Source organism: Microbacterium sp. BR1 (genome assembly GCF_002812725.1).
In the GTDB taxonomy this organism is placed as follows: Bacteria; Actinomycetota; Actinomycetes; order Actinomycetales; family Microbacteriaceae; genus Microbacterium.
Genome location: NZ_NMUN01000010.1, coordinates 1 through 23,208, shown reverse-complemented (window position 1 = coordinate 23,208; position 23,208 = coordinate 1). Strand labels below are relative to the sequence as shown.

Sequence of the window (23,208 nt, the reverse complement as noted above, 5' to 3'; positions counted from 1 at the left end):
GACATCGAACCCATAAACTTCTGAAGACGACGCCGGAGGTGAGCATGGCCGCACGATCGATGCGCCGACGTGCGCTCGGAGCGGCAGCCGCACTGTTGGCCGTGACGCTGGTCGCCGCGGGATGTGCCGCCGACGGGCCGCGGGACGTCGAGCTGCCGACACAGGCGGAGGCCGCGCTTCCGGACGATGTGACGACCCAGCTCGACGAAGCCGTGCGCAGCGCGATGGCGGCGACCGCGTCCACCGGTGCCATCGCCGGTGTGTGGTCACCGTGGAGCGGCAGCTGGGTTTCGGCGATCGGGACGGATGCGACGGGATCCGCGCTGACGTCCGACATGACCTTCCGCGCCGGCGACGTGACCCGCATGATGACGTGCGACGTGCTCTACGGCATGGTCGATGACGGGCTGGTCGAACTCGACGATTCGATCGTCGACCACGTACAGGGAGTGCCGTCCCTCGAGGCCGTGACCCTGCTGGACCTGTGCAACGGCACGGGCGGTATCGGCGCGTACCAACCCATCGTCGGCGAGTCGTGGATCACGAATCCGCAGCGGGTGTGGCATCCGCTCGAGATCGCCTCGTTCGGCATCGGTCAGCCGCGTTCCGCGGTCGGCACCGAGTACCGCGAGTCGGATTCCGGGTACGTGCTGCTCGGTCTTGCGCTGGAGCGCGCGTCGGGTGAGACGGCCGCCGCGCTGTTCGACCGCTACGTCTTCCGGCCCCTCGCTCTCGACGACACCACGCTCCCGGGCGTCCGCCCGGCGCTGCCCGGAACCGACCCCCTGCGCGGGTATCGCATCCTGTCGAACGCCGACGGATCGCTCGCGTGTGACGCCCCGGTGGATGTGTCGACCGTCTCGGCATCCGTGGGCTTCACGGATTCGGGTGTCGTTTCGACCGTGACCGACCTCGGGCGCTACGTGCAGGCCACGGCCGTCGGAGCCCTCGCCCCGAAGTCGGGCGAGGGTCGCTGGTCTGCGCCGCTGCCCGTCTTCGCGGGTGCGCCGGCGTGGTTCACCGCGACGGGCGGAGCACTCCAGGCGGGTTCGCTGATCGGCCAGTACGGCGGGATGCCCGGTTACCTGACGGCGGCGTTCGCGGATCCCGCGACGGGAATGACCGTCGTCGTCGTGCTGAACAATTCGACCGCCTCCGCACAGGTGATCGGTGACCTCGCGTTCGAGCTCGCCGCGATCGCATCGAAGGCCCCGGCCGCTTCCGGCGCGACGGCACCCGAGTTCGGGTTGCCGTGGACCGCGCAGCAGTACCACGACGCGATCAACCAGACGAACATCTGCCGGTGACCCCAGCGCCCCCCGGCCGCTCCGGGGCCGTGGCGCTCGTCATCGGCGGGCTGGTCTGCCAAGAGGTCGGCGCTTCGCTCGCCGTGTTGTTGTTCCCGGCGACGGGCCCACTCGGCATGGTGATGCTGCGACTGGTGTTCTCGGCCCTGCTCTTGTGGGTGATCGCGCGGCCGACCGTCCGCGGACGCAGCGCTGGTGCCTGGCGAGCCGTCGTGGTGTTCGGGCTGGTGCTCGCGCTGATGAACGGGTTCTTCTACCTGGCGCTCGAGCGGCTCCCGCTCGGGGTCACCGTGACGATCGAGGTGCTCGGTCCGCTGACCCTGTCGGTCATCGTGGCGCGTCGTCTGTCCGCCTGGCTCTGGGCCGTGCTGGCGTTCGCGGGCGTCGTGCTGCTGGCGGGTGGCGGATGGGACGACCTCGATCTGGTGGGAGTGCTGTTCGCGCTCGCCGCGGCCGCGTGCTGGGCGGCGTACATCCTCTCGTCTGCGCGGGTCGGACGAGAGTTCTCGCAACTCGACGGGCTGGCGATCGCGATGGCCATCGGCGCGGCCGTCGCACTTCCGCTCGGAATCGCGGATGCCGGTGCCGCGCTGCTGAACCCGGTGACCCTGGGCCTCGGCGCCGCTGTCGCGGTGCTGTCGTCGGCGATTCCGTATGCGCTCGAGCTGACCGCATTGCGAAGGTTGCCGGCATCCGGGTTCGCCGTTCTGATGAGTCTGGCACCGGCCACCGCGACGCTCGCCGGGTGGATCCTGCTCGGGCAGTTCCTGACGCTCGTCGAGCTGACGGGTATCGCGCTCGTGATCGTGGCGAGCATCGGCGCGGTGCGTGCGAGCGGTCGCGCGGCGGGTGCGGCGGCGCAGCCGGTCGGGTGAGGTGCGTGTGCGGGTCCGGCGCGGCGGTCAGGCCGGGGGAGTCGCCATGCCCGTCAGGACCTCGACCAGATGCGGTCCCAGCGGCCGGTCGATCTCGCGCACGAAACGCGTGCGGTGACCGTGATGGTGCAGGTCGCCCAGGCGCTGATTGCGCAGGTCGGCGATCGTCTGTCCGCGCCCCGGACCGTCGCTCGTGTCGACCGTGATCGGCACGAGCGGTGCGCGCGTCGCCGTCACATCACCCACCGCGAGGGCGGCAGCGAGCGGGTCGTGCAGGGCGCACATCCGTCGCCCGTAGGTGGGCTCGTAGAAGTCGAAGTAGTGGTCGAGGATGTGGCCGAGTGCCCGTGGAAGCGGTGCACTGGCTGCCAGCAGGGCTTCGCGGTCGGCCTCTTCGAGGGTGTGCTCCATCGTCACGTCGAGCGGGACCAGGGTGAGGTCCCAGTCCGCGGCCAGCACCGCGGCCGCAGCCTCGGGGTCATTGGCGATGTTGGCCTCGGCGACAGCGGTGATGTTGCCCGCCGCGACCCCCGCGCCACCCATGATCGTCACGGATCGGATGCGTTCGGTCAGGGTCGGGTCGGCCCGCAGGGCCAGCGCGAGGTTCGTGAGGGGGCCGATCGCGACGATCTCGAGATCGCCCGCATACTCGTGCGACAGTTCGAGCAGTAGGTCGACGGCGTGTCCCTCGCGCGGCTCGCGGGCGCTGCGCGGCAGCTCGACATCCCCGATTCCGTTGTCGCCGTGCACGTGCGGGGCGCCGCCGCCGAAGCCGTGGCTCAGGTGGTCGTGGGCGCCGATCGCGACGGGCACATCCGGCCGGCCCGCGAGATCGAGCAGGTCGAGCGTGTTGCGGGCGGCCGGGGCCGAGGCCAGGTTGCCGCTCACGGTGCCGATCCCCACGAGCCTGACCGCGGGGGAGGCGAGCAGGTATCCCAGGGCGACGGCGTCATCGACGCCCGGGTCGCAGTCCAGGTATAGCGGGCGCGGGGTTGCGGCGATGATGATCTCCTTGCGGTGCCGAGGGCTCACTGCGTTATACCCCGCGGAGGGAGGCGTCAGCAAAACGCGGCCGGGGAACGGGCGATGCGAGCCGCGCGGGGTGATGGAATGGCGGGTATGGCTCTGCCCCCACTTCCGCCCCTTGTCGTCGTCGGCAGCATGAATGTCGACCTGACCGCGAGTGTGCCGCGCCTGCCCGGTCCGGGCGAAACCGTGCTCGGCGGCACGCTCACCCGCGAGCCCGGAGGCAAGGGCGCGAATCAGGCCGCGGCGGCCGCCCGGCTGGGCGCGAGGGTCCGCATGATCGGATGCGTCGGCGATGACAGCGACGGACGCTGGATGCTCGAGGGGCTCGCCGACTCGGGCGTCGACGTCAGTGGTGTCTGGCTCGGGGACGAACCGACCGGCACCGCGCTCATCACGGTCGATGCGCACGGCGAGAATCAGATAGCGGTCTGCCAGGGTGCGAACGCGGACGTTTCGCTGCTGGGGGTCTCGTTCGAGCCCGGCGAGGCGGTGCTGGTGCAGCTCGAGATCCCGCTCGAGATCGTGTCGGCGCTCGCCGTATCGGTGCCCGGTTTCTTCGCGGTCAACGCGGCCCCCGCGACACCCCTGCCCGATGCGGTCGTGGAGCGGGCCGACCTCATCATCGTGAACGAGTCCGAGTACGCGCTGCTGCCGCAGCTCGCCGCGGCCCGCACGGTCGCGGTCACGTATGGCGCGGATGGCGCCGCGCTGCGGCGCGACGGGGTCGAGGCGGCGCGGGTTCCTTCACCGCGCGTCGACGTCGTCAGCTCCGTCGGCGCGGGGGACGCGTTCTGCGCGGCCCTCACGCTGGCGCTGCACGCCGGGTGGGATGACGAGGTTGCGCTGACGGCCGCGTGTGCGGTCGGGGCCGACGCGGTGAGGCATCCGTCCGCTCGTCCGCCGCTGCGGCCTCTCGCGGAGTACGCTTCCGCGCCCGCCTGACCGGCACGCCGAGCCCGCCGCCCGAATGTGGCTCGCGTCAGGGGAGGGTGGTCAGCAGCCGCCGCGCGGTGGCGACCTGTGCCGAAGGGTCCGCATCGTCGGTGAGAGACCAGGCGGTCAGCGCCGACCACAGGGCCGCCCAGATCATGGCGCCACGGATCCGCACCTCGAGCGCTGACCCCTCTCCCGCTTGGGAGAGGAGATCCGTCACGAGCGATCGCCACTCCTCGAACTTGCGCCACGAGGCCTCAGCGGCGGCGGGATCGGCCGCGATGATCGCCGCGCGAACCTTGATGAGCGACAGGCGCTCCGAGTCGGAGAGCAGCATCTCGCGATACGCGTCGACGACGGCGAGGGGGAGTGCAATCCTGCTGTCGCGCTGGTCGAACCGGTCGCGAAAGACCTGGGCGCTCTCGTCCATCCCGTGCCACAGGACGTCCGCCTTCGTGGGGAAGTACCGGAAGAGGGTCGGCTCGCTGATTCCGGATCGTTCGGCGATCGCAGCCATGGTCGTCTCGGCCCACCCGTCCCGGCCGATGTGGGCGAGCGCGATCCTGCTGATCTGTGTGGGGTCTCCTGCTCGTGGTCTGCCACGCGTGACTGCCCGGCCGCTCATGCGCTCAGCATACGTCGGGCAATTGCGGGGGCTGGCGGGCGAGGGTCACAGAATCTATTATGAGGGTGACACTCAATAAAGCCGCTCGGCGGCGAGCCGAAGGGAACGACAAGATGAGCGAGCACGAGGACCCGGTCGCCGTCGTCACGGGGGCCGGACGTGGAATCGGTGAGGCCATCGCAGAACGACTCTCCGCTGACGGATGGTACGTCGTCGCCGTAGACCGCCAACCGGAGGGCATCGAGTCCTTCGTGAGCCGGACGCGTCCGGGCGGGGCGGAGGCCGTCGTGCTCGATGTCACCGACCGTGCGGCGGTTCTCGCGTTCTTCGCCGGTCTGGACGAACGGCTGGGGCGGGTCGACGCCGTCGTGAACAACGCGATGTGGGTCCACTACGCTCCGATCGCCGAGATGACCGAGGAATCGCTCGACGGCATGTTCGCCATCGGTCTGAAGGCCGCCTTCTGGACGATCCAGGGTGCGCGACCCATCATGGCGCGGCGCGGTGAGGGGGTCGTGGTCAACATGTCGTCTCCCGCCGCCACGCGCGGCATGCCGGGAAGCAGCGCCTATTCGGCCATCAAGGGCGCGGTGTCGAGCTTCACATGGCAGGCCGCGCGCGAGCTCGGTGCCGATGGCATCCGGGTCAACGGGGTCATACCCGGTGCGGTGCCGACGCCCGGAGCCCGGCAGGTCGTGGACGACGAGGGGTACGAGATCCGACGGAAGATGAGTGCGCTCGGGCGACTCGCCGAGCCCGTCGACATCGCCGCTGCGGTGGCCTATCTCGTATCGCCCGATGCGCGATTCGTGACCGGACATCTACTCGCGGTGGACGGTGGGCTGTGAGCGCGCTCGACGCACTGCCCGAGGTGTTCGGCGACCTCACCGATGTCGATGACCTCCGCGCGAACGCCGCACGCGGATGGGCCGCGAGGAGCGATCGCGGAATTGAGGTGTTCGGTTACGACCAGGGGATGCAGGTGCTCGAGCATCCCGATCTGCTCAAGGGCCCGTCGTTCCAGTACCGCCTCGATCAGCTCGGCATCTCGGGCGAGGCGCGGCGCTACATGGACATGGGCATCACCAACAAGGAGGGCGAGGAGCGCAGACAGATGCGTGCCTCGATGGGCGCCCTGTTCCGACCCAGCCAGGTCGCGCGGTTGCGTGCCGCCATTCGCGAGGTCGCCGAGTCGGTTCTGGACTCCGTGACGGATCCGACGCACTGGGACCTGATGCGGCTGTGTTGGGAGATCCCGGCGCGCACCTACTGCGAGCTGGTCTCGATCCCGCACTCCGAGTCGGGCACGGTCATCCGGATCGCGGATTCGGTGCTCGGCACGCTGTTGAACGTGGACACGCGCCGCAGGGAGGAGGCCGAAGCGGCGATCCTCGAATCGGTCGACATCGTGCGGACGCACCTGGACGCGCGGCGCGCGGACCTCGGCGACGACTTCACCTCCGTGATGATCCGGCAGCAACAGGACGGTCTGATGACGGAGGAGCAGCTGGTCGCCCAGTCGTTCGCGCTGCTCCAAGCGAGCGTCGACAACACCGCGCACCAGATGGGCAACACGTTCGGGCTCCTGCTGACAGAGCCCGAGAGGTGGCGGCGGCTCGTCGGCGACCGATCAATGCGCGGCGCGGCCATCGAAGAGGCGATCCGCCTCCACCCGCGTTTCGGCACCATCTTCCGCCTGGCGTCGACGGACGTCCGGATCGACGACGTGGTCATCCCGGAGGGCTCGTGGGTCTTCGTCTCCGCGCGAGCGGGTCAACGGGATCCGGAGTTCTTCGACGAGCCGGACGTCTATCGGTGGGATCGTCCGGCGACGCGACCGCTCATGTTCGGCGCCGGCCCCTACAACTGCCTCGGGCAGAACCTCGCTCGGATGGAGATCGAAGAGGCTCTCGACGCCGTTGCGGAGCGCTATCCCGACCTCGAGCTCACGGGTGGGTGGAAACGGCGCAGTACCAACGCCGTCAGCGAGACGACGGAGCTCGTGGTGGATCTCGGACCCGCGCGGCGAGTCGGGCGATCGGTCTTGCAGACCTCGGAAGAGCGGCCGGAGGCTCCGGCCGACGGCACCGCTGCGCTCCGGCCGGGAGAGCAGGTCATCGACTGCGTCGTCGACGGGATCGAGCCGGTCGGTGCGGACATCCTCTCGCTCCGGATGCGTGCGGCGGACGGCGGCGACCTGCCGGTGTGGTCGGCTGGCGCCCATGTCGACCTGCTCCTGCCCGAGGTCGGGGCGCGTCAGTACTCCCTGTGCGGCCCCACGGAGGATCGTACGGTCTACCGCGTCGCCGTGCTGCGCGAGTCGACCGGATCCGGTGGTTCCCTGTACGTGCACGAGCGGTTGCGCGTGGGCGACGCTGTGCAGCTCCGTGGCCCTCGCAACACCTTCGGCCTGGCACCGGCGACGGCCTATCGGTTCGTCGCCGGGGGGATCGGCATCACCGCCATCCTGCCGATGGTCCGGGAGGCGCAGGCTCGCGGCATCGACTGGACCCTCGTCTACCTCGCCCGGTCGTCCGAGGGTCATGCCTTCCGGAACGAGCTGGCCGACCTGCCGACTGAACGCCTGACCCTCGTGAACACGGGCGAGACGGGCCGTCCGCTCATCCACGACATCGTGGGCACTCATCGAGCGGGCAGCCTGCTGTACGCGTGCGGGCCGGCCGGCCTGCTGGCGGCGATCGGCGATTCGTCCTGGCCCGATGACGCGATCCATTTCGAACGCTTCGAACCGGACCGCGCGGCCCTGGATGCGCCCCGACGGCCGTTCCGGCTCATCCTCGCCGCGTCGGGCGAGGAGATCGACGTGCCCGCCGAGGTGTCGGCTCTCGACGCGGTTCTCGGGGCCGGGGTGTCGTGGCCCTATTCGTGCCGCGAGGGCACGTGCGGGTCGTGCGAGGCACGCGTCGTCGCCGGGGCGGTCGATCACCGAGACGCGATCCTGACCCCGGCCGAGCGTCGCGCGAACGAGTCGATGATGCTCTGCGTATCGCGCGCCCAGTCGGCCGAGGTCGCGATCGACGCATGACGACGACGGCCCGCCACGATGTGTGGCGGGCCGTCGTCCGTGCGTTCGGTGGTCGTCAGCGCATCGCGCCGACGACCATGTCGGAAAGTCGCTGGAAGCGGGCGATGTTCGCTGCCTGTGGAAGGAGGCCCGCGGTGAGACCGACGAACGTCACGTCGAGCTCGGGGTCGACCCAGTACAGGGCACTGCCCGCGCCGTAGTTGCCGAACGTCTGCGGCGACGTGAGTGTCCCCAGCTGCGTGTTGACCATGCGGTCGCCGCGGACGTTGAACCCGAGCCCGAGGTAGGCGGGCGGCACCTCGTAGCCTGCGCGGAGCGCGACGACTCGATACAGCTCGTTCGGCATGTCGCCGGTCCAGTTCGTGCGCGCGCGCCGCATTGTCGTGGGCGAGATGATCGATCCGCCGGGGGCGGCGCCCTCGCGGCGGAGCATCTCGGCGAAAAGCAGCAGGTCGGCCGCAGTCGACGCGCCCCCCGCCCAGGCGGACTCGTTCGATTCGGCCAGGTGGAGTCCGAAGTCCCCGGGAGTGGTGCGCGACAGTGAGCGGATCGGCACGACTCCGCGCATCTCGGGCTCGATGTGGCGTTCGCGCATCCAGGACTTGATTCCGAGAGCGGTGTCGCTCATTCCGAGGGGATCGAAGAGCTCCTCGCGCATGATGGTCGCGATGTCCCGCCCGGCGGGGTCCGTCCGCACGAGGGCGGCTGCGAGGAGCGCGTGGTTGGCCATCGGCGAGTAGTCGCACCGCGTGCCGGGCTCGACGACCCCGTGGACGAGGCGGACCACATGACCGACCGTCTCTTCCAGCACGTCCAGCAGGAGGTCGGGCGCGGGTTCCCACACACCCGGCATACCCGTCGTGTGTGTCAGGAAATGGAAGATCGTGGCGCGTTCGCGCGGCTCACCCGCGAACTCGGGGATGACGTCGACCATCTTGGTGGTCAGCGCGAGACGCCCGAGCTCGACCCAGCGCAGCACGAGAACGTTCACGAACGCCTTGGTGATGGAGAAGATGCTGAAGACGGAATCTTCTGCGATAGGCCGTGTGCCCCGCTCATCCGACGAGCCCTCGGTGATGTCGAGCACGAGCGATCCATGCCGCGCCACCTTGATGGAGGCTCCGTAGTAGAGCCCCGATTCGATGTCGGCTCGTACGGCGGCGGTGATGGCCTCGAGGCGGGTCGCGTCCACGTCGGGGAGGGGGTGAGTCATCATGTGGTGCACCTGATCGATTCTGGGGCTTCTAGGAGTCGGCGGCGGTCTCGGCCTCGTACGCCGTGATCGCTTCGGCCGCGATGCGGAACGATTCGAGCGCCGCGGGTACCCCGACGTAGATCGCCGTCTGCATCAAGACCTCACGGATTTCGTCCACGCTCACGCCGTTGCGGAGGGCACCGCGCACGTGGACGGCGAATTCGTGTCCGCGATTGAGCGCGGTGAGCATCGCCAGATTGATCATGGACCGCTCCCGTCGGCCAAGGCCCTCGCGCGACCAGACCGTTCCCCAGCAGTATTCGGTCACGAGTTCCTGGATCGGACGGGTGAAGTCGGTCGCCGAGGCCAAGGAGCGTTCGACGTAGTCGGCACCGATCACCTCGCGTCGGATGCCGAGGCCGGATTCGTAGGTCTGGGCGTGGGTGTCGGTGCTCGTCATTGTGGCTCCTCGATCAGGGCCGCCCTGGTCGACGGTCCGATAGCTATCATGCTGTCTTACAAAAATATTCGCAATCGAAGTCCCGTAAGGTGACAGGCTGTCTGACGAGAGTCCCGGAGCTTGATAGCCTTCAGGCATCTCGGTTCGAGGGAAGAGAGCCCGAATGTCCAACATGGCCGTCACTCGCCACCCGCCGATCCGTGACCAGATCGCCGGAATTCTGCGCTCCGCGATAGTCAGCCTCGAATTCGCACCCGGTCAGCTCCTCGTGGAGAGGAACCTCTGCGAGCTGACGCAGGCGAGTCGCCCGTCCGTTCGCGAGGCTCTGCGTCAGTTGGAGGCGGAGGGCCTGGTCGAGTCGCAGAACGGCCGCGGGACGATCGTGCGCGTCATCTCGGCGGAAGAAGCAGCGCAGGTGTACGAGGTGCGCGCTGAGCTCGAAGGACTGGCTGCGCGACTGTTCACGGAGCGTGCCACGGCCGAGCAGAGCGACGCGCTTCGGTCAGCCCTTCGCGAGCTGGCAACAGCGATACGCGGGGAGAAGTCGAGCAAGCAGATCCTCGACGCGCAGGCCGACTTCTACCGCGTCCTCTTCGAAGGCTCGGGAAATCCCTTCCTCGAGCGGACTGTGCAGGGAATGCAGGTGCGCATCGCTCAGTTGCGTGCCACGACGCTCGCCGTGCCCGGCCGCGCGGCGGCATCCCTCGACGAGTTCGAGCAGATCTTCGAGCGCATCTCGACGGCTGACGCCGAGGGTGCCCGGCAGGCGGCGGTCGAGCACGTCCGGCGCGCCGGTGAAGCGATGGCGCGCTCGCGCCCGGCGATCTGACCGGCGACCGCCCCGACCATTCAGCTAGCAGACAGCTTCGGCTATCGTGGAGGAGTGGAACCCGAGCCGACGGTGGCGCGCCGTGATGATGTCTACGAGGTCATCATCGTCCGCCATGGAACCCGCGAAAGCAGCCGATCGCAGCTGTACCTGAACTACGACGACTACGGTCAGGTCGATGCGCCCATGCGCATCGACTACTACTTCTGGGTCGTGCGCAACCACGCGCGCACGATCCTGATCGACCTCGGATACTCGGCCCGTGCAGCACAGCAGAGGGGCCGAGAAGTGCTGTGCGACCCGGTGGAGATCTGGCGCCAGCTGGGGGTCGAGCCCGCGACGTTCACGGGCGACATCGTCATCACGCACGCCCACTGGGATCACACGGGCCATGTGGCGGCCTTCCCGCGGGCGCGTTTCATCATGTCGCAGCGGGAGTACGGATTCTGGGCGGGCGATGCATCCGCACCGCTGCTGTTCCGCCACCTCATCGACGAGGACGACCTCGCCGCGCTCGCGAATGTCCACGCGGAGGGGCGGTTGGACCTGACTGCCTCGGGGCTGGAGCTCGCCCCCGGGGTGCGGCTCGTACCGGGGGCTGGGCACACGCCCGGGCTCCTGATGGTAGAGGTCGCCACGCTCGAGGGTTCTGTGCTCCTCGCATCCGACGCTGCGCACTTCGACGAAGAGGTCGAGTGCGACATGCCGTTTCGTCACATGACCAACCTCGAAGCGTCGTACGCGACGTTCGGAAGTATCCGCGCGCGTCGCGACTCGGTCGTACTCGCCGGTCACGAGCCGGGAGTCCTCGAGCGGTTCCCGCCGCTCACGGGGCCGCTGCGCACCCACGCGAGCGTCGTGAGTCCGCTGCCCCACACCACACCAACACCCGCGAGGGTCGCACCAGGAGGATCCCATGACCGCCAACCCCATCCCCCTCAGCACTGACGCCGCCACTGCGTCCTCCACTGCTGTCCTGACGGTCACGAGAGCCGCTCGCGGAGAATATGCCCCCGACGTTCTCGACCTCGGCACCACGCTCGTCCGTGAGCCGCGGACGGGTGAGGTGCTCGTCGACGTCCTCTATCTCTCGATCGATCCGACCAACCGCAACTGGCTCAAACTCGAACCCGTCAACACCCTCGTCGACAAGGTGGGGCACGGGCTCTCGGTGGGTGCGCCCATGATGGGCGAGGCGATCGTGCGCGTGATCAGCTCGCAGGCGGAGGGAATCTCGGCCGGCGACCTGCTGGCCGGCGTCGTGCCGTGGCAGGAGCGCGCGGTCGTACCTGCCGCGCGTATGCGCCTCGTGGACCTGCACGGCGACGAACCGCTCGAGGCGCACCTCACGATCTTCAGTCACATCGGGGTCGCGGCGATGGTCGGGCTCCACGAAGTCGCTCGCATCCGCTCCGGCGAAACGGTGCTGATCTCGGCCGCGGCCGGGGCGACCGGACGCGTCGCCGTCGGTATCGCCAAGGCTGCCGGCTGCCGGGTGATCGGTATCGCGGGCGGGCCGGACAAGTGCGCGATGGTCCAGGGTTTCGGCGCGGACGCGGTGGTGGACTACAAGAACACCCCCGATCTCGCCGCCGCCATCAACGACGCGGCGCCAGACGGCGTGGACGTCTATTTCGACAATGTCGGTGGGGCGACACTCGACGCGGCCCTCCTGGCAATGCGCGCCGGCGGCCGGATCGCGGTCTGCGGGCTCATGGCGGACTACGACGACCCGGATGCGCCGGGGGTGCGAAACATGTTCCGGGTGCTGGTGCGTCATCTGCGCATCGAGGGCTTCCTGGCGGCGCACTACTGGCACAAGCGGGACGAGTACTACTCCCACCTCCGCCGATTGCTGCGCGAGGGCGTGATCGTTCACGCCGCAGACATGACGGATGGCCTCGGGACGGCCCCCGATCAGCTCGGCAAGCTCTTCCGAGGAGCGAACAACGCGAAACTGCTCGTTCGCCTCGACGCCGCGGTCGACGCGGCGAGCGGCGGGTCGCGCTCATGACGGTGCTGACGCCCGGAGGCGTCGCCGTTGTCACAGGCGGTGCCTCGGGTATCGGGTGGGGGATCACGCGGGCACTTCATGCCCAAGGTCTACGGGTGGAGGTCGTCGACCGCGACCCGCGCCGACTCGAGGAAGCGGCCGACCAGCTGCCCATCGGGGTTCATGCCCTGGACGTGACCGATCCGGATGCACTTCGCGCGCTCGCCGCGCGACTCACCGAGGAGCATGGTGGCGTCGACGTCCTCGTCAACAACGCCGGGGTCGGCCCCGCGGCATCGATCGTCGACACCACGCTGAAGGACTGGCGCTGGATCCTCGACGTGAATCTGATGGGGGTGATCCACGGGATCGACGCCTTCCTGCCCGGAATGCTGCGGCGGGGCACGCCCGCGCATGTCGTCAATACCGCGTCGATGTCGGCGTTCGATCCGATCGCGGGTCTCGGCGCCTACGCGGCATCGAAGGCCGCCGTCGCCGCGCTGACGGACGCGCTCGTCGCGGAGCTCGAAGGGACACCGGTCGGGGTGAGCCTGCTCGTGCCGGCGAACGTCCGCACGAACATCGCGGAGACGTCGGCTGCGCTCCGCCCGGCGACGGGGAGCGGGTTCGGCGACTACCGCCCGGTGGCACCGCCTACCGGGATCCACTGGCGCACGCCCGAGGACGTCGGCGAGCTCGTGGTCGAGGGCATTCGCGCCGACAGGCAGATCCTGGTCACCCACCCGGAGCAGTGGCCGCGCGTGGCGGAGCGTCAGCGCCGTATCCGGGAAGCATTCGGGCGTGACGCAATCGAGAGTTGACCTGTAAGACACCCGACAGCATATAATCTGATAGCAACGCGGTTCGCGTCCAGCATCCGATGAGAGGCATGACAATGATGTCCACCAATTCACGCCGTCCCGCCCGGGCGGCCACGGCACTCGCGGTCTTGGCCGCCGGTGCTCTCGCCCTGTCCGCCTGCGGCGGCTCCACCCCCGGAGCCACTGCATCGACCTCTGCGTCTGTCGACCCGACCGCGCCCGAGGTCAAGGAGTTCTCCGTCGCCGGGTACCCGAACGCGGCGACCACCCAGCTCTCGCTCGCAACCTCCGAGGGGTTCACCGCGGAGTACGGGATCGACGTCACGCTCCAGCCCGCCGAGAACGCTCCGGCGATGCTCGCCCAGATCATCTCAGGCGACGTGCCGATCGGTCAGGTCAACGGATTCTTCTCCGTTCCCGCGGTGATGGAGGGGGCCGACCTGGTCGTCATCGGCGAGCTTATCCGCGGCGTTCCCGGCGGTCAGACCGTCGAGGTGCGCCCCGACGCCGGCATCGACTCGGTTGCCGACCTCGAGGGCAAGAAGGTCGCCGTCGTGGGACTGAACAGCGGTCACCAGGGCCGGATCGCCAGCGCGATGCTCGCGGAGGGTGCCGATCCCTCGAAGGTCGAGTTCGTCAGCCTCGGCTGGAACGAGATGCCCGCCGCGCTCGAGCAGGGCACCGTGGACGCTGTCACCGTCATCGGTCCCTCGCAGTTGCAGCTGAAGAACGAACTCAGCACCGAGACGCTCCTCGACCTCGGTGACGGAATGTTCGCCGAGTTCCCCGACTCGCAGTGGCTCGCCAATGGGCGCTGGGCACGCGAGAACCCGAACACGGTCGCAGCTTTCCAGTGCGCCGTCGTTGTCAAGGGTCAGCAGGCCGTGAACGAAGACCAGGACGCCTACGAAGCCGCACTCCGTGAGTTCGGTTTCAGCGACCAGGCGATCGCCGACGACAAGAAGTTCATCTTCCCCGCGGCCAATGAGCCCGCACAGATCATCCCCGACATCATGTCCGAGATGGGCTGGATCGACAAGGACTTCGACATCTCCACGATCACGATCCCGCTGCCCGACAACTGCTGACCGATCGCCGGCCCGGGCACCCGAGCCCGGGCTGGCGATTTCCCCCGTGCGCCGAGAAATGGCGCGCGGTGACACCACGAGAGGAGTCGAAATGGCCATCGCGACCCGCGATCAACCCGCCATCGACACGCGACCCGTCCGCGCGCCGCGGCGGAGCACCCGCGGCGGTTCCGGAGGACGCAGCAGCGGACGCCGTCTCGTGCTCGGCCTCGTCGGCATGCTCATCCTCGTGGCGATCCTCGAGATCGTCAGCCGACTCGGGCTCGTCAACGAGAAGTTCCTCCCTCCGTTCTCGTCGGTCGTCGTCGCGATGGTCGGACTGTTCGGAGACCCGGTCTTCCTCGGCGACGTCTGGTCGACGATCGCGACGTGGTTCTTCGGGCTCGCCATCTCGATCCTCGTCGCCGTCCCGCTGGGCGTTGCACTCGGACTCTCCAATGTCGGGTACCGCGCCTCGCGATCCCTCATCGAACTGATCCGCCCCATGCCGCCGGTCGCGCTCATCCCGCTGGTGATCCTGGTGCTCGGCCAGGGTCTGGAGATGAAGCTCGTCATCGCCGTCTACGCGGCCGTCTGGCCGATCCTGTTCAACACGATTTACGGGGTGCACGGCACCGACCCCAAGGCGAAAGAGATGGGCAAGAGCTTCGGGCTCAGTTCGTTCGCGATCACCCGCCGCATCGTGGTCCCCAGCGCGGGCCCCATGATCGCAACGGGAGTTCGCATCTCGTCGTCGATCGTGTTGATCGTCATCATCACCATCGAGCTCATCGCGGGCGGTACCAGCGGGCTCGGGTCGTTCATCGGACGGATGCGCGGCCTGGGTGACCAGGTCGAACTCGTCTATGCCGGCATCCTCGTCGCGGGTCTGCTCGGGCTCGCGGTCAACTTGCTGCTCGGCTGGCTCGAGCGTCGTTACTTCGCCTGGAGCCGCACAAGAGGGGGTGCCTGATGACCATCGCAGAAGACACCACGGCCATCGTCACGCGGATGCGGCGGGCAGGCGAGAACCGCTGGCGCAAGGCCGCCGTGTCGTTCGCCTACGCCGTCCTGCCCGTCGTCGCGCTCGTGCTCGTTTGGGAATGGGTGGCCACGACATGGCCGTCCCTCTTCTTCCCGCCGCCGAGCCGCATCTGGGACGCCGGGGTCGCGCTCCTGTTCTCGGGATCGCCCGACACTCTCTTCCTCACGCCCGCTGTGACCGTGGACATCGCTGGCACCGTCTCACGCGCCCTGCTCGGCTTCGCGCTGGGGTCGATCGTCGGAATCATCGCCGGAACGGTCATCGGTCGTTCGATGGTCGTGCGCGACCTCACCAACCCGATCGTCGAGTTCCTCCGTTCGATTCCGGCGACCGCAACGCTGCCCCTGTTCATCATCATCTTCGGTGGCGAAGACGGCATGCGCCTCGCGTTCATCGCGTACACGGTGATGTGGTTCGTCCTCATCAACACCGCCGCGGGTGTGTCCACGATCCACGGCACCGTGTTGGACATGTGCAAGACGTTCCGGGTCCCCGTGCTCAAGGTGTTCTTCCGCGTGATGCTGCCGGCCGCACTCCCGAAGATCTTCGCCGGTCTGCGCATCGCCATCACAGTGGCGCTGCTGTCCGCGATCGTTTCGGAATTGATGCTCGCCTCGAACGGCATCGGATATCGGCTGGTGATCGCGCAGACGCAGTTCCGGATGGGCGATCTGTGGGCCTGGATGGTCGTGCTCGCGCTCATCGGATTCGTGTTCAACACGGTCATGGAGGCCGTGGAGCGCCGCGTGCTGGCGTGGGATCGACTGGCAAGGGTAGGTGGATGATGACGATGTCGACAACCGAAGGGAACCGGGCGATGACCGCTGACAAGGCAGCCTCAACGCCGAGACCGATCCTCGAGGTGGACCACATCCACCACGTGTATCAGACCGGCCAGACCGCATACACCGCGATCGATGACCTCTCGTTCGTGGTCAATGAGGGTGAGCTCGTCTCCATCGTCGGGCCCTCGGGCGCCGGGAAGACCACCATGCTCCGCATCCTGTCGGGCCTGCTGGCACCGACGTCGGGCTCGGTGAGCCTCCAGGGCGAGCGGGTCACGGGCGTTCCCGACGGCATGGCCATGGTCTTCCAGGACTACAGCCGGTCGCTCCTGCCCTGGCAGTCGATCCGCAAGAACGTGCTGTTCCCGCTCAACGATCGCGTGGGCAGCAAGAGCGAGCGCCGCGACATCGCCCAGCAGAGCCTCGAGGCCGTCGGACTGTCCGGCCACGAGGACAAGTACCCGTGGCAGCTCTCGGGAGGCATGCAGCAGCGCGTCGCCATCGCGCGAGCTCTCGCCTATCGTCCGCGTCTGATGCTGATGGACGAGCCATTCGCATCTGTCGACGCGCAGACTCGCTCGGATCTCGAAGACCTGGTTCTGCTGCTTCGTGCCGAGTTCGGGATGACGATCCTTTTCGTTACGCACGACATCGACGAGAGCGTCTACCTCGCCAACCGCGTTCTGGTGCTCAGTCGCCCACCGGCGACCCTGGTGGAGGACATCGTCGTGGACCTGCCGATGCCCCGCGATCAGATCGCGACCAAGGAAGATCCCAAATTCGTCCACATCCGTGGTCATGTCGCCCGCCTCATCCGCGGAGTCGATCAGTGATCGTTTCGATCCGAGAAGGAGCATGCTGATGTCCGACCAGAATCAGCCGGAGCCGGGCGCCTCGGTCATCGGCGTGATCGGACTCGGCAACATGGGTCTGCCCATGGCGACCCGTCTGCGCGCGGCCGGTTACGACGTCCGTGGCTACGACCGCGACGACAGCGCGTGCGCGGCTGCCCACGCGGCCGGGATCGCGACGACGGAGAGCATCGCTGCGTTGGCACGGCTTGCGTCGACGATCGTCATGCTGCTTCCCGGAAGTCATGTCGTCGATCCGGTGGCCGCCGAGATCGTCCGCGTCCCTCGCGCGGAGCGCGCCTGCGACTTCGTGATCGACATGAGCTCGTCGTCTCCCGGCCGGACGCGGGCGCTCGGTGCGTCCCTCGCGGAGTCGGGGATCACGCTCATGGATGCGCCGGTCTCGGGCGGTGTGACCGGGGCACGAGCGGGCACGCTGACGATCATGGTGGGCGGTGACGATGCCGCGCTCGAGCGCGCCCGCCCTCTCCTGGAACACCTCGGTGCGCGGGTCATCCACGTCGGCGCCACGGGAGCAGGTCACGCGGCCAAGGCGCTGAACAACCTGCTCTCCGCGACACACCTGCTGGCGACGAACGAAGCGCTGATCGTGGGCGCCCGGTTCGGGATCGAGCCGGAGGTGCTGAACGCCGCGATCAATGTGTCGAGCGGTCGGAGCGGTTCGACCGACAACAAGATGCCCCGCTTCGTGCTCAGCGGGGCGTTCGACTCGGGCTTCTCGTCCGCGCTGCTCGCCAAAGACATCGGAATCGCCACGAATCTTGCCAACGAGATGGGGATGGACGCACCGATCGGTCGCGCCGTAGAAGAGTGGTGGGTGCGACTTGCTGCCCAGATCGAGCCCGACGCGGACCACACCGAGATCATCCGGCCGTTGGAAGCGGACAATGGCGTACACATCCGTGCGCGTAGCTCAGCGGTCGCAGAGCCGACGAGTTGACCGATGGGCCCTCGATCGGGGCATCGCGGCCGGTTCGCCAGGCCTAGCTCGATGGAGCGACGATCAACGGCGCCATCCGGGTGTACGGAGCGTAGTTGCCCCGGAAAAGCGCGACACCCTCGTGGGTGAGGGCCACATCGGCGATCGTGGCGGCCTCGCCGTGGTGGTCGACGGGCCCGAGACGAGCGATATCGCGTCGTTCTTCGGAATCGATAGCCGTGAGAGCCGACAGAGTGCCCGCCTGTCCGTCGTGGACGACTCGGAGATCTCGGATCACGATGTCGAGCTCTCCCGCGTGCGCCGTCATTCGGATCCGTCCGAGACTGAGAACCACGCCCGCGTCGTCGCAGGACGCGTCGAACTCGAACCCGTGTTCGGTGAGGGGGCCGGAGATGACAGCGTCGGGCATCGCCCGCAGGTACGCGATGAGGCTCGGCTTGACCTCCCAGATGAGCCGCCGCGGTCCTGGCTCGCCCCAGGGAGACCGGGGGGCGGGCGAGTCCGGATCGTGCGTGGTCGCTGACACGAGATCCATTATCCCCAGACGCCGTAGCCATGATCGCCGGGAGGTACACGATGACACGCACGCTCGACATCCTGAGTGAGGTCGCGTCCCTCGCGACCACCCGTCGCAGCCTCGACGATGCGGAACTCGCCAAGGTTGGTGTCGTCGTGACGGACGCGGTCGTTCAGGCGCTGGGCCTGTCCGCCTATCACCGCGATGAACCGAACGGCGAAGCGTCATCTTCGTATCGCGCGATGCTGCGATTCGCAGGATCCGCGCCATCCGGTGTCTCAGGATTGCTGTTCGGGGGTCGTCGGGTGGGGGCTGAAGATGCCGCCTTCGTGAACGCGACCCTCATTCACGCGCGCCTGACGGACGACGCCCACCCGGGGGTTCTACTGCACCCGGGAGCGATCGTCATCCCCACCGCTCTCGCGCTCGGTGAGGAGCGCGGCTCCGACGGGGAGGTCTTCACCCATGCGATCGCGGCCGGATACCGCGTGATGGCGGCTCTCGCGGCACCGGTGGCGGCGCGTACGGCGGCGCGAGGTCTGCGGAATACGGCGATGTTCGGACCGGCGGCGGCCGCGGCGACGGCAGCGCGGGTCCTTCGGTTAGACGAGCGACGGACGGCGGCGGCGGTGGTGTTCGCCCTCGGGTCGTCGGGGGGCACGCTTCAGGCGCTGCGTACGGGGTCCGCGGAGTGGCGCGTCCAACCCGGGCTGGCCGCGCGGCTCGGGATCGCGGCGGCACGGCTCGCCGAGAGCGCCGAGAGCTCGGATCTCGACTTCGCTGATCGTGCGATCGAGGGAGAGGCCGGGTTCTACGCGAGTTTCGTCCAAGACTGGACGATCGATCAACTCGCGGACGCGCCCGAGGTCGATGGGTTGCTCGGTGTCACCCACAAGGAGCATGCCACCTGCGGAGCGAACCAGCTCGCCGTCGAGTCGTTCGCGACGCTCCGGGAGCGTCGCGGGTGGGGCCCGGAGGACGTGACGCGCGTCGACATCGAGCTGGAGCAGGCCGGATACGACTATCCGGGGTGCAATTCGACGGGTCCGTTCGCGGACGGGGGCGGATTTCTGAGCAGGCCGCTCGCGATCGCGGCGATCCTCCTCACGGGCGACCGGGTGCTGACGGAGACATCGCTCAGCGCCGCTCTGGCGGACCCTCGCCTGGAGGGGATCATGGCGCGGATCCATTCGCGCCCAAGGCACGGCGGAAGCCCCCGCCATCCGCAACTCGCCACGGTCACCGTTACGACGGTCGACGGTTCCGAACATCGCGACGACGGCGAGGGGGCGCTGGCCGCGTTCACACTGCCCGACATGGCCCGCCGCATCGGCCAGCTGCCCGAGCCGGAACGCACGCGGGCGCGTGCGGTGTGGGAGGCCCTGCGCGCGCCGCAGACCTCGTCGCCTGCCGAGCTCATGGTCGCCGCGATCGGCACGGATTCCGCGTGAGCGGGGCGATACGGTAGCCGAATGGATCTGCAACTTCGCGACCGCGTCATCCTCGTCGTCGGCGGCCACGGTCTCATCGGCAGCGCCGTGGTGCGACAGCTGACGGAGGAGGGCGCGATAGCCGTTGCCGCGTCACGGCGCGCGGCGGACGGCCTCGTCATGGACGCGGCCGACGACACGTCGGTGGAGTCCGCGATCGCACGGATCATCGAGACCCACGGTCGGCTGGACGGGGTCGTCGTCGCCGCCGCGCCGAGTGCACGCACGATGGATCCATCGAAGAACTCCGATCCCGGGCAGGTGCGGGACGCCGTCGAGGGAAAGGCGCTCACCTTTCTGCGCGTGGCCAACGCCGCACTCGGGCATATGCGCGATCGCGGGTACGGACGCATCGTCGGTGTCAGCGGGCAGAACGCGTACGTGACGGGGAACATCGCCGGGTCGGTCAGGAACGCCGCCCTGATCATCACCGCCAAACACCTCGCGGATGAGGCGGCCGGAACGGGCATCACGGTGAACGTCGTGAATCCCGGGATCGTGACGGACGATCCCTCACCCGATGTGCCCGCAGGCGGGAGCGGTCAGTCGACTCCGGCCGACACAGCGAGGCTCGTCACGTTCCTGCTTTCCCCGCTGTCCGGGACCGTGAGCGGTGAGTCCATCGCGGTCGGTCATCGGACGCGCGGATTCATCAAGCTCTGACCGCGGCTCGACGCTGCCGCTTCAGGCGGAACGCCCATCGGAATGAAGCGGACCAGCCTGACACGGGGCGGGGCTGCTGTGCGGAGAACCTGTTCGCCGAAGAGATCGGCGACGCTGTGGAATACTCTCGGCGTGAGGTCATCGCGCGTCCCCGCAGTCCTACTTGCCGTCCTGGCCGTGGGGGGACTGACGTCCTGCGCTTTCGGCGCACCGACCGCCGCCCCCGCCCTCACAGCGTCGCCATCGGCGACCGCCACGCCGGCACCCGGGACGACCGAGGGTCTCGCGCCCACGTCCTCACCGACACCGACCGCGTCGCCGTCACCCACGTCACCTCCGACGGATCCCGGTCACCCCCGGGGCGGTAACTCGCGGGGAGGAGGCAATGGCGGAGGTGGCAGCGCGCCGATGCCCCAGCCGACCCCAGCGCCGACCCCAACCCCGGCGCCGACCCCCACTCCCACCCCTACGCCCACCGTGCCGCCGGCGTGTCCGACGAGCAGCACCGATCCGGGCATCCCGGTCATGGATTTCGGTTCCATCGCCGCATTCTCGACGACGGCGTTGGCTCAGGGTGAAGACTGCACGGGATTCCGGTCGTTCCTCTCGACCGGGTTGCCGCAATACGACTCGCAGTCGTTCGAGTTCTTCGGGCACCTCGTCGACGGCCAGGGTGCGACCAATTCGATCGCGCTGATGTCGCAGGGCAACACCGTGATCCCCGGGCTCCAGGTGCTGTGGTTGACGATGGAAGAGTCGGGCCTGATCTTCAACCGACTTTCGCTCAACCAGGGTCCGACGTTCGGCGGGATCGACGGTCTTGCCGACATCTCTGTGCCCACCACAATCAGTTACCAGCCGTGGAACATCCATGTCGAGCAACAGGACACCGGCGATCCCGAGCAGATCGTCGACATGAGCGTGGTGTCGGGCGCCATCGGAGCCGTGGGATCGGTCTACGAGCTGACTGTCTCGGTCGAGACAGGCATGGCCGGGTCGAGCGCGCGGGAATGGACGACGCTGTCGGTCCGAGCGAAAGACGTCACGGGCATCATCCAGTGGGGGTACGGTCCGAACGGATTCTTCCCGCTGTGGATGTTCGACGGGGACCCCCTTCCCGCATCCGGTGGTGCGATCCCCACCACGGATCAGCGCACGCCGATCATGAACCAGTACGGCGGCGACATCGGCGCATACCTGGAGGCGACCGGCGACCCGATGACCGGTCAGGGGTCGCACTACTACTCGATGCCCCTGGTCGAGGTCGAGGAGTGGTCGGTGCAGATCGGGTCGACGTACGTCGCTAGCGGTACCGAAGGCCTGCTGTTCTTCGACAACCTCACCGAGACCTACAACGACGCGGCGCAGTATGTCGTCGGCCACGGGTATGAGTGGACCGAGTTCTCGGTGCAACTCCCCGACAGCCTGCAGGGCATGCTGATCGCAACGACGGGGCAGCAGGAGGTCGGACAGCTGCACTATGCGATGCTCGGCGGCGCCGGTTCGTCGCAGTCGGCGAACGGCACGTTGCAGCCCACCGCCAACTGGCCGCAGGGCGCAATCCACATCACGCCGACCTCCAACACCTGGACGTCACCGCACAGCTGCTACGTCTATCACCTGGAGTACGAGGTCCAGCTCGACGGCTCATCGGCCCGCCCCGCGGCCGATCTCGTCTTCAGCGCCACCGCGTCGGATCAAGAGCTCAACGCCTTGAACCGCGCGGTCTACGAGGGCCTCTTCTCCTACAGCGGCACCCTCGGCGGCGAGGCCGTCAGCGGCTATGCCTGGGGCGAGATCCAGGGTGTGCCGCCGACCGGAAACCCCGTTCCGCCGAACTGCTAGTCCTGCGGTCGATTCCTGCGGCACAAACGCGAATGCCCTCCCGCGCGACCGTTGGTCGCACGTGGGGGCATTGGAGGGGATGACGGGAATCGAACCCGCGCTATCAGCTTGGGAAGCTGAAGTTCTGCCATTGAACTACATCCCCGGAACGCCTTGCGGCGCCTGGTAAGCCTAGCAAACGGGCCGTGCCGCGTTCGCTTGGTTCACGATTCAGTCTCGACGACGCGAGTCGATCGCCGGTGCGTCCAAGATCCGCAGACCGAATTGCGAACACGGTCGGCTCGGTAGGCTGAGCCCGTGCTGCTCTCGGATCGTGACATCAGGCTCGAACTCGACGCGCGACGGATCGGGCTCGAGCCCTACGACCCGCAGATGGTGCAGCCCTCGAGCGTCGATGTGCGACTAGACCGGTACTTCCGGCTGTTCGACAACCACAAGTACCCCTTCATCGATCCGGCCGAGGATCAGCCCGAGCTGACGCACCTGATCGAGACGGCGCCCGATGAGCCGTTCATCCTGCACCCGGGGGAGTTCGTGCTGGGCAGCACCTTCGAACTCATCTCATTGCCCGACGACGTCGCCGCCCGACTCGAGGGCAAGTCCTCGCTCGGTCGCCTCGGACTGCTGACCCACTCGACGGCGGGCTTTCATCGACCCCGGATTCTCGGGCCATGTCACGCTCGAGCTCTCGAAACGTCGCGACTCTGCCGATCAAGCTCTGGCCGGGAAAATTGAAGATTCGGCCAGCTTCTTGCTTTTCTTTTCCGCCTTGTTCGTTCGCCGACCGAGAAAAACCCCTACGGCTCGGGCCCTATGCAAACCGATATCAGGGGCAGCGCGGCCACGGCATTTCCGCTTCGTTTCCAGAAAC

22 protein-coding genes, 1 tRNA gene and 1 pseudogene are annotated in these 23,208 nt (G+C 68.1%); 18 read left to right on the top strand and 6 right to left on the bottom strand.

Annotated elements, in window-relative coordinates:
- The first annotated feature begins 44 nt into the window (after nt 1-44).
- Both CGU35_RS15865 and CGU35_RS15860 read left to right on the top strand, forming a co-directional pair.
- Nucleotides 45-1,307: a serine hydrolase domain-containing protein gene (locus CGU35_RS15865; protein ID WP_100812458.1), complete on the top strand. Its 1,263-nt coding sequence runs from the start codon at nt 45-47 to the stop codon at nt 1,305-1,307.
- Nucleotides 1,304-2,182 (top strand): EamA family transporter, encoded by an 879-nt coding sequence (locus CGU35_RS15860; RefSeq protein ID WP_232711357.1) that lies wholly within the window; start codon nt 1,304-1,306, stop codon nt 2,180-2,182. Before CGU35_RS15865 ends, CGU35_RS15860 begins: the two co-directional genes overlap by 4 nt.
- Before the next feature lie 27 nt (nt 2,183-2,209).
- On the opposite strand, the gene CGU35_RS15855 is transcribed toward CGU35_RS15860, so the two are convergent.
- Nucleotides 2,210-3,214 (bottom strand): nucleoside hydrolase, encoded by a 1,005-nt coding sequence (locus tag CGU35_RS15855; protein ID WP_232711356.1) that lies wholly within the window; start codon nt 3,212-3,214, stop codon nt 2,210-2,212.
- An 87-nt stretch (nt 3,215-3,301) separates the two neighbouring features.
- Between CGU35_RS15855 and CGU35_RS15850 the strand changes: the two genes are divergently transcribed.
- Nucleotides 3,302-4,153: a ribokinase gene (locus tag CGU35_RS15850; protein WP_374935782.1), complete on the top strand. Its 852-nt coding sequence runs from the start codon at nt 3,302-3,304 to the stop codon at nt 4,151-4,153.
- A 37-nt stretch (nt 4,154-4,190) separates the two neighbouring features.
- Here the strand turns inward: CGU35_RS15850 and CGU35_RS15845 are convergent, their stop codons facing one another.
- Nucleotides 4,191-4,769, bottom strand: a complete 579-nt coding sequence (locus tag CGU35_RS15845; RefSeq protein WP_100812456.1) for a TetR/AcrR family transcriptional regulator — start codon at nt 4,767-4,769, stop codon at nt 4,191-4,193.
- 113 nt (nt 4,770-4,882) lie between these two features.
- Here CGU35_RS15845 and CGU35_RS15840 point away from each other — a divergent pair, with 113 nt between their 5' ends.
- Entirely contained in the window at nt 4,883-5,617 is a 735-nt protein-coding gene (locus CGU35_RS15840) for an SDR family NAD(P)-dependent oxidoreductase (protein WP_157814032.1), read from the top strand.
- On the top strand, nt 5,614-7,815 hold the full coding sequence (locus tag CGU35_RS15835; protein WP_100812454.1) for a cytochrome P450: 2,202 nt from the start codon (nt 5,614-5,616) through the stop codon (nt 7,813-7,815). Before CGU35_RS15840 ends, CGU35_RS15835 begins: the two co-directional genes overlap by 4 nt.
- A gap of 55 nt (nt 7,816-7,870) precedes the next feature.
- Here CGU35_RS15835 and CGU35_RS15830 read toward each other — a convergent pair whose 3' ends face one another.
- On the bottom strand, nt 7,871-9,031 hold the full coding sequence (locus CGU35_RS15830) for a serine hydrolase domain-containing protein (RefSeq protein WP_100812453.1): 1,161 nt from the start codon (nt 9,029-9,031) through the stop codon (nt 7,871-7,873).
- A gap of 28 nt (nt 9,032-9,059) precedes the next feature.
- Nucleotides 9,060-9,470, bottom strand: coding sequence for a carboxymuconolactone decarboxylase family protein (locus CGU35_RS15825; RefSeq protein WP_100812452.1), 411 nt, complete (start codon nt 9,468-9,470; stop codon nt 9,060-9,062).
- A gap of 163 nt (nt 9,471-9,633) precedes the next feature.
- Here CGU35_RS15825 and CGU35_RS15820 point away from each other — a divergent pair, with 163 nt between their 5' ends.
- From CGU35_RS15820 to CGU35_RS15780, 9 genes are all read left to right on the top strand, one after another.
- Nucleotides 9,634-10,299 (top strand): GntR family transcriptional regulator, encoded by a 666-nt coding sequence (locus CGU35_RS15820; RefSeq protein WP_100812451.1) that lies wholly within the window; start codon nt 9,634-9,636, stop codon nt 10,297-10,299.
- A 54-nt stretch (nt 10,300-10,353) separates the two neighbouring features.
- Nucleotides 10,354-11,247 carry an N-acyl homoserine lactonase family protein gene (locus CGU35_RS15815; protein ID WP_100812450.1) on the top strand — a complete coding sequence of 298 codons (894 nt, stop codon included), beginning with the start codon at nt 10,354-10,356 and terminating at the stop codon, nt 11,245-11,247.
- Nucleotides 11,216-12,313 carry an MDR family NADP-dependent oxidoreductase gene (locus CGU35_RS15810; protein WP_100812449.1) on the top strand — a complete coding sequence of 366 codons (1,098 nt, stop codon included), beginning with the start codon at nt 11,216-11,218 and terminating at the stop codon, nt 12,311-12,313. The genes CGU35_RS15815 and CGU35_RS15810 overlap by 32 nt, the downstream gene beginning before the upstream one ends.
- A complete protein-coding gene (locus CGU35_RS15805) occupies nt 12,310-13,113 on the top strand; it encodes an SDR family oxidoreductase (RefSeq protein WP_100812448.1) in 804 nt (267 codons plus the stop codon). The genes CGU35_RS15810 and CGU35_RS15805 overlap by 4 nt, the downstream gene beginning before the upstream one ends.
- A 74-nt stretch (nt 13,114-13,187) precedes the next feature.
- Nucleotides 13,188-14,201, top strand: a complete 1,014-nt coding sequence (locus CGU35_RS15800; protein ID WP_157814031.1) for an ABC transporter substrate-binding protein — start codon at nt 13,188-13,190, stop codon at nt 14,199-14,201.
- Nucleotides 14,202-14,292: 91 nt separating this feature from the next.
- Entirely contained in the window at nt 14,293-15,153 is an 861-nt protein-coding gene (locus tag CGU35_RS15795) for an ABC transporter permease (RefSeq protein ID WP_157814030.1), read from the top strand.
- Nucleotides 15,153-16,010, top strand: a complete 858-nt coding sequence (locus CGU35_RS15790) for an ABC transporter permease (protein ID WP_100812445.1) — start codon at nt 15,153-15,155, stop codon at nt 16,008-16,010. The genes CGU35_RS15795 and CGU35_RS15790 overlap by 1 nt, the downstream gene beginning before the upstream one ends.
- Nucleotides 16,011-16,042: 32 nt before the next feature.
- Nucleotides 16,043-16,843, top strand: coding sequence for an ABC transporter ATP-binding protein (locus tag CGU35_RS15785; RefSeq protein ID WP_198519620.1), 801 nt, complete (start codon nt 16,043-16,045; stop codon nt 16,841-16,843).
- A 28-nt stretch (nt 16,844-16,871) separates the two neighbouring features.
- Nucleotides 16,872-17,822, top strand: coding sequence for an NAD(P)-dependent oxidoreductase (locus CGU35_RS15780; protein WP_100812815.1), 951 nt, complete (start codon nt 16,872-16,874; stop codon nt 17,820-17,822).
- 43 nt (nt 17,823-17,865) lie between these two features.
- Here CGU35_RS15780 and CGU35_RS18300 read toward each other — a convergent pair whose 3' ends face one another.
- On the bottom strand, nt 17,866-18,348 hold the full coding sequence (locus CGU35_RS18300) for an HtaA domain-containing protein (RefSeq protein WP_157814029.1): 483 nt from the start codon (nt 18,346-18,348) through the stop codon (nt 17,866-17,868).
- Between the two features lie 50 nt (nt 18,349-18,398).
- On the opposite strand from CGU35_RS18300, the gene CGU35_RS15770 reads away from it, so the two are divergent.
- From CGU35_RS15770 to CGU35_RS15760, 3 genes are all read left to right on the top strand, one after another.
- A complete protein-coding gene (locus CGU35_RS15770) occupies nt 18,399-19,790 on the top strand; it encodes an MmgE/PrpD family protein (RefSeq protein ID WP_157814028.1) in 1,392 nt (463 codons plus the stop codon).
- 21 nt (nt 19,791-19,811) lie between these two features.
- Nucleotides 19,812-20,492, top strand: a complete 681-nt coding sequence (locus CGU35_RS15765) for an SDR family NAD(P)-dependent oxidoreductase (protein ID WP_100812443.1) — start codon at nt 19,812-19,814, stop codon at nt 20,490-20,492.
- Nucleotides 20,493-21,017: 525 nt separating this feature from the next.
- Nucleotides 21,018-22,337, top strand: a complete 1,320-nt coding sequence (locus CGU35_RS15760; protein WP_100812442.1) for a lipocalin family protein — start codon at nt 21,018-21,020, stop codon at nt 22,335-22,337.
- A 71-nt stretch (nt 22,338-22,408) separates the two neighbouring features.
- Here the strand turns inward: CGU35_RS15760 and CGU35_RS15755 are convergent.
- A tRNA-Gly gene (locus CGU35_RS15755) sits at nt 22,409-22,482 on the bottom strand.
- 152 nt (nt 22,483-22,634) lie between these two features.
- Here CGU35_RS15755 and dcd point away from each other — a divergent pair.
- Nucleotides 22,635-23,208: pseudogene (gene dcd, locus CGU35_RS15750) on the top strand (dCTP deaminase); the annotation flags it as partial.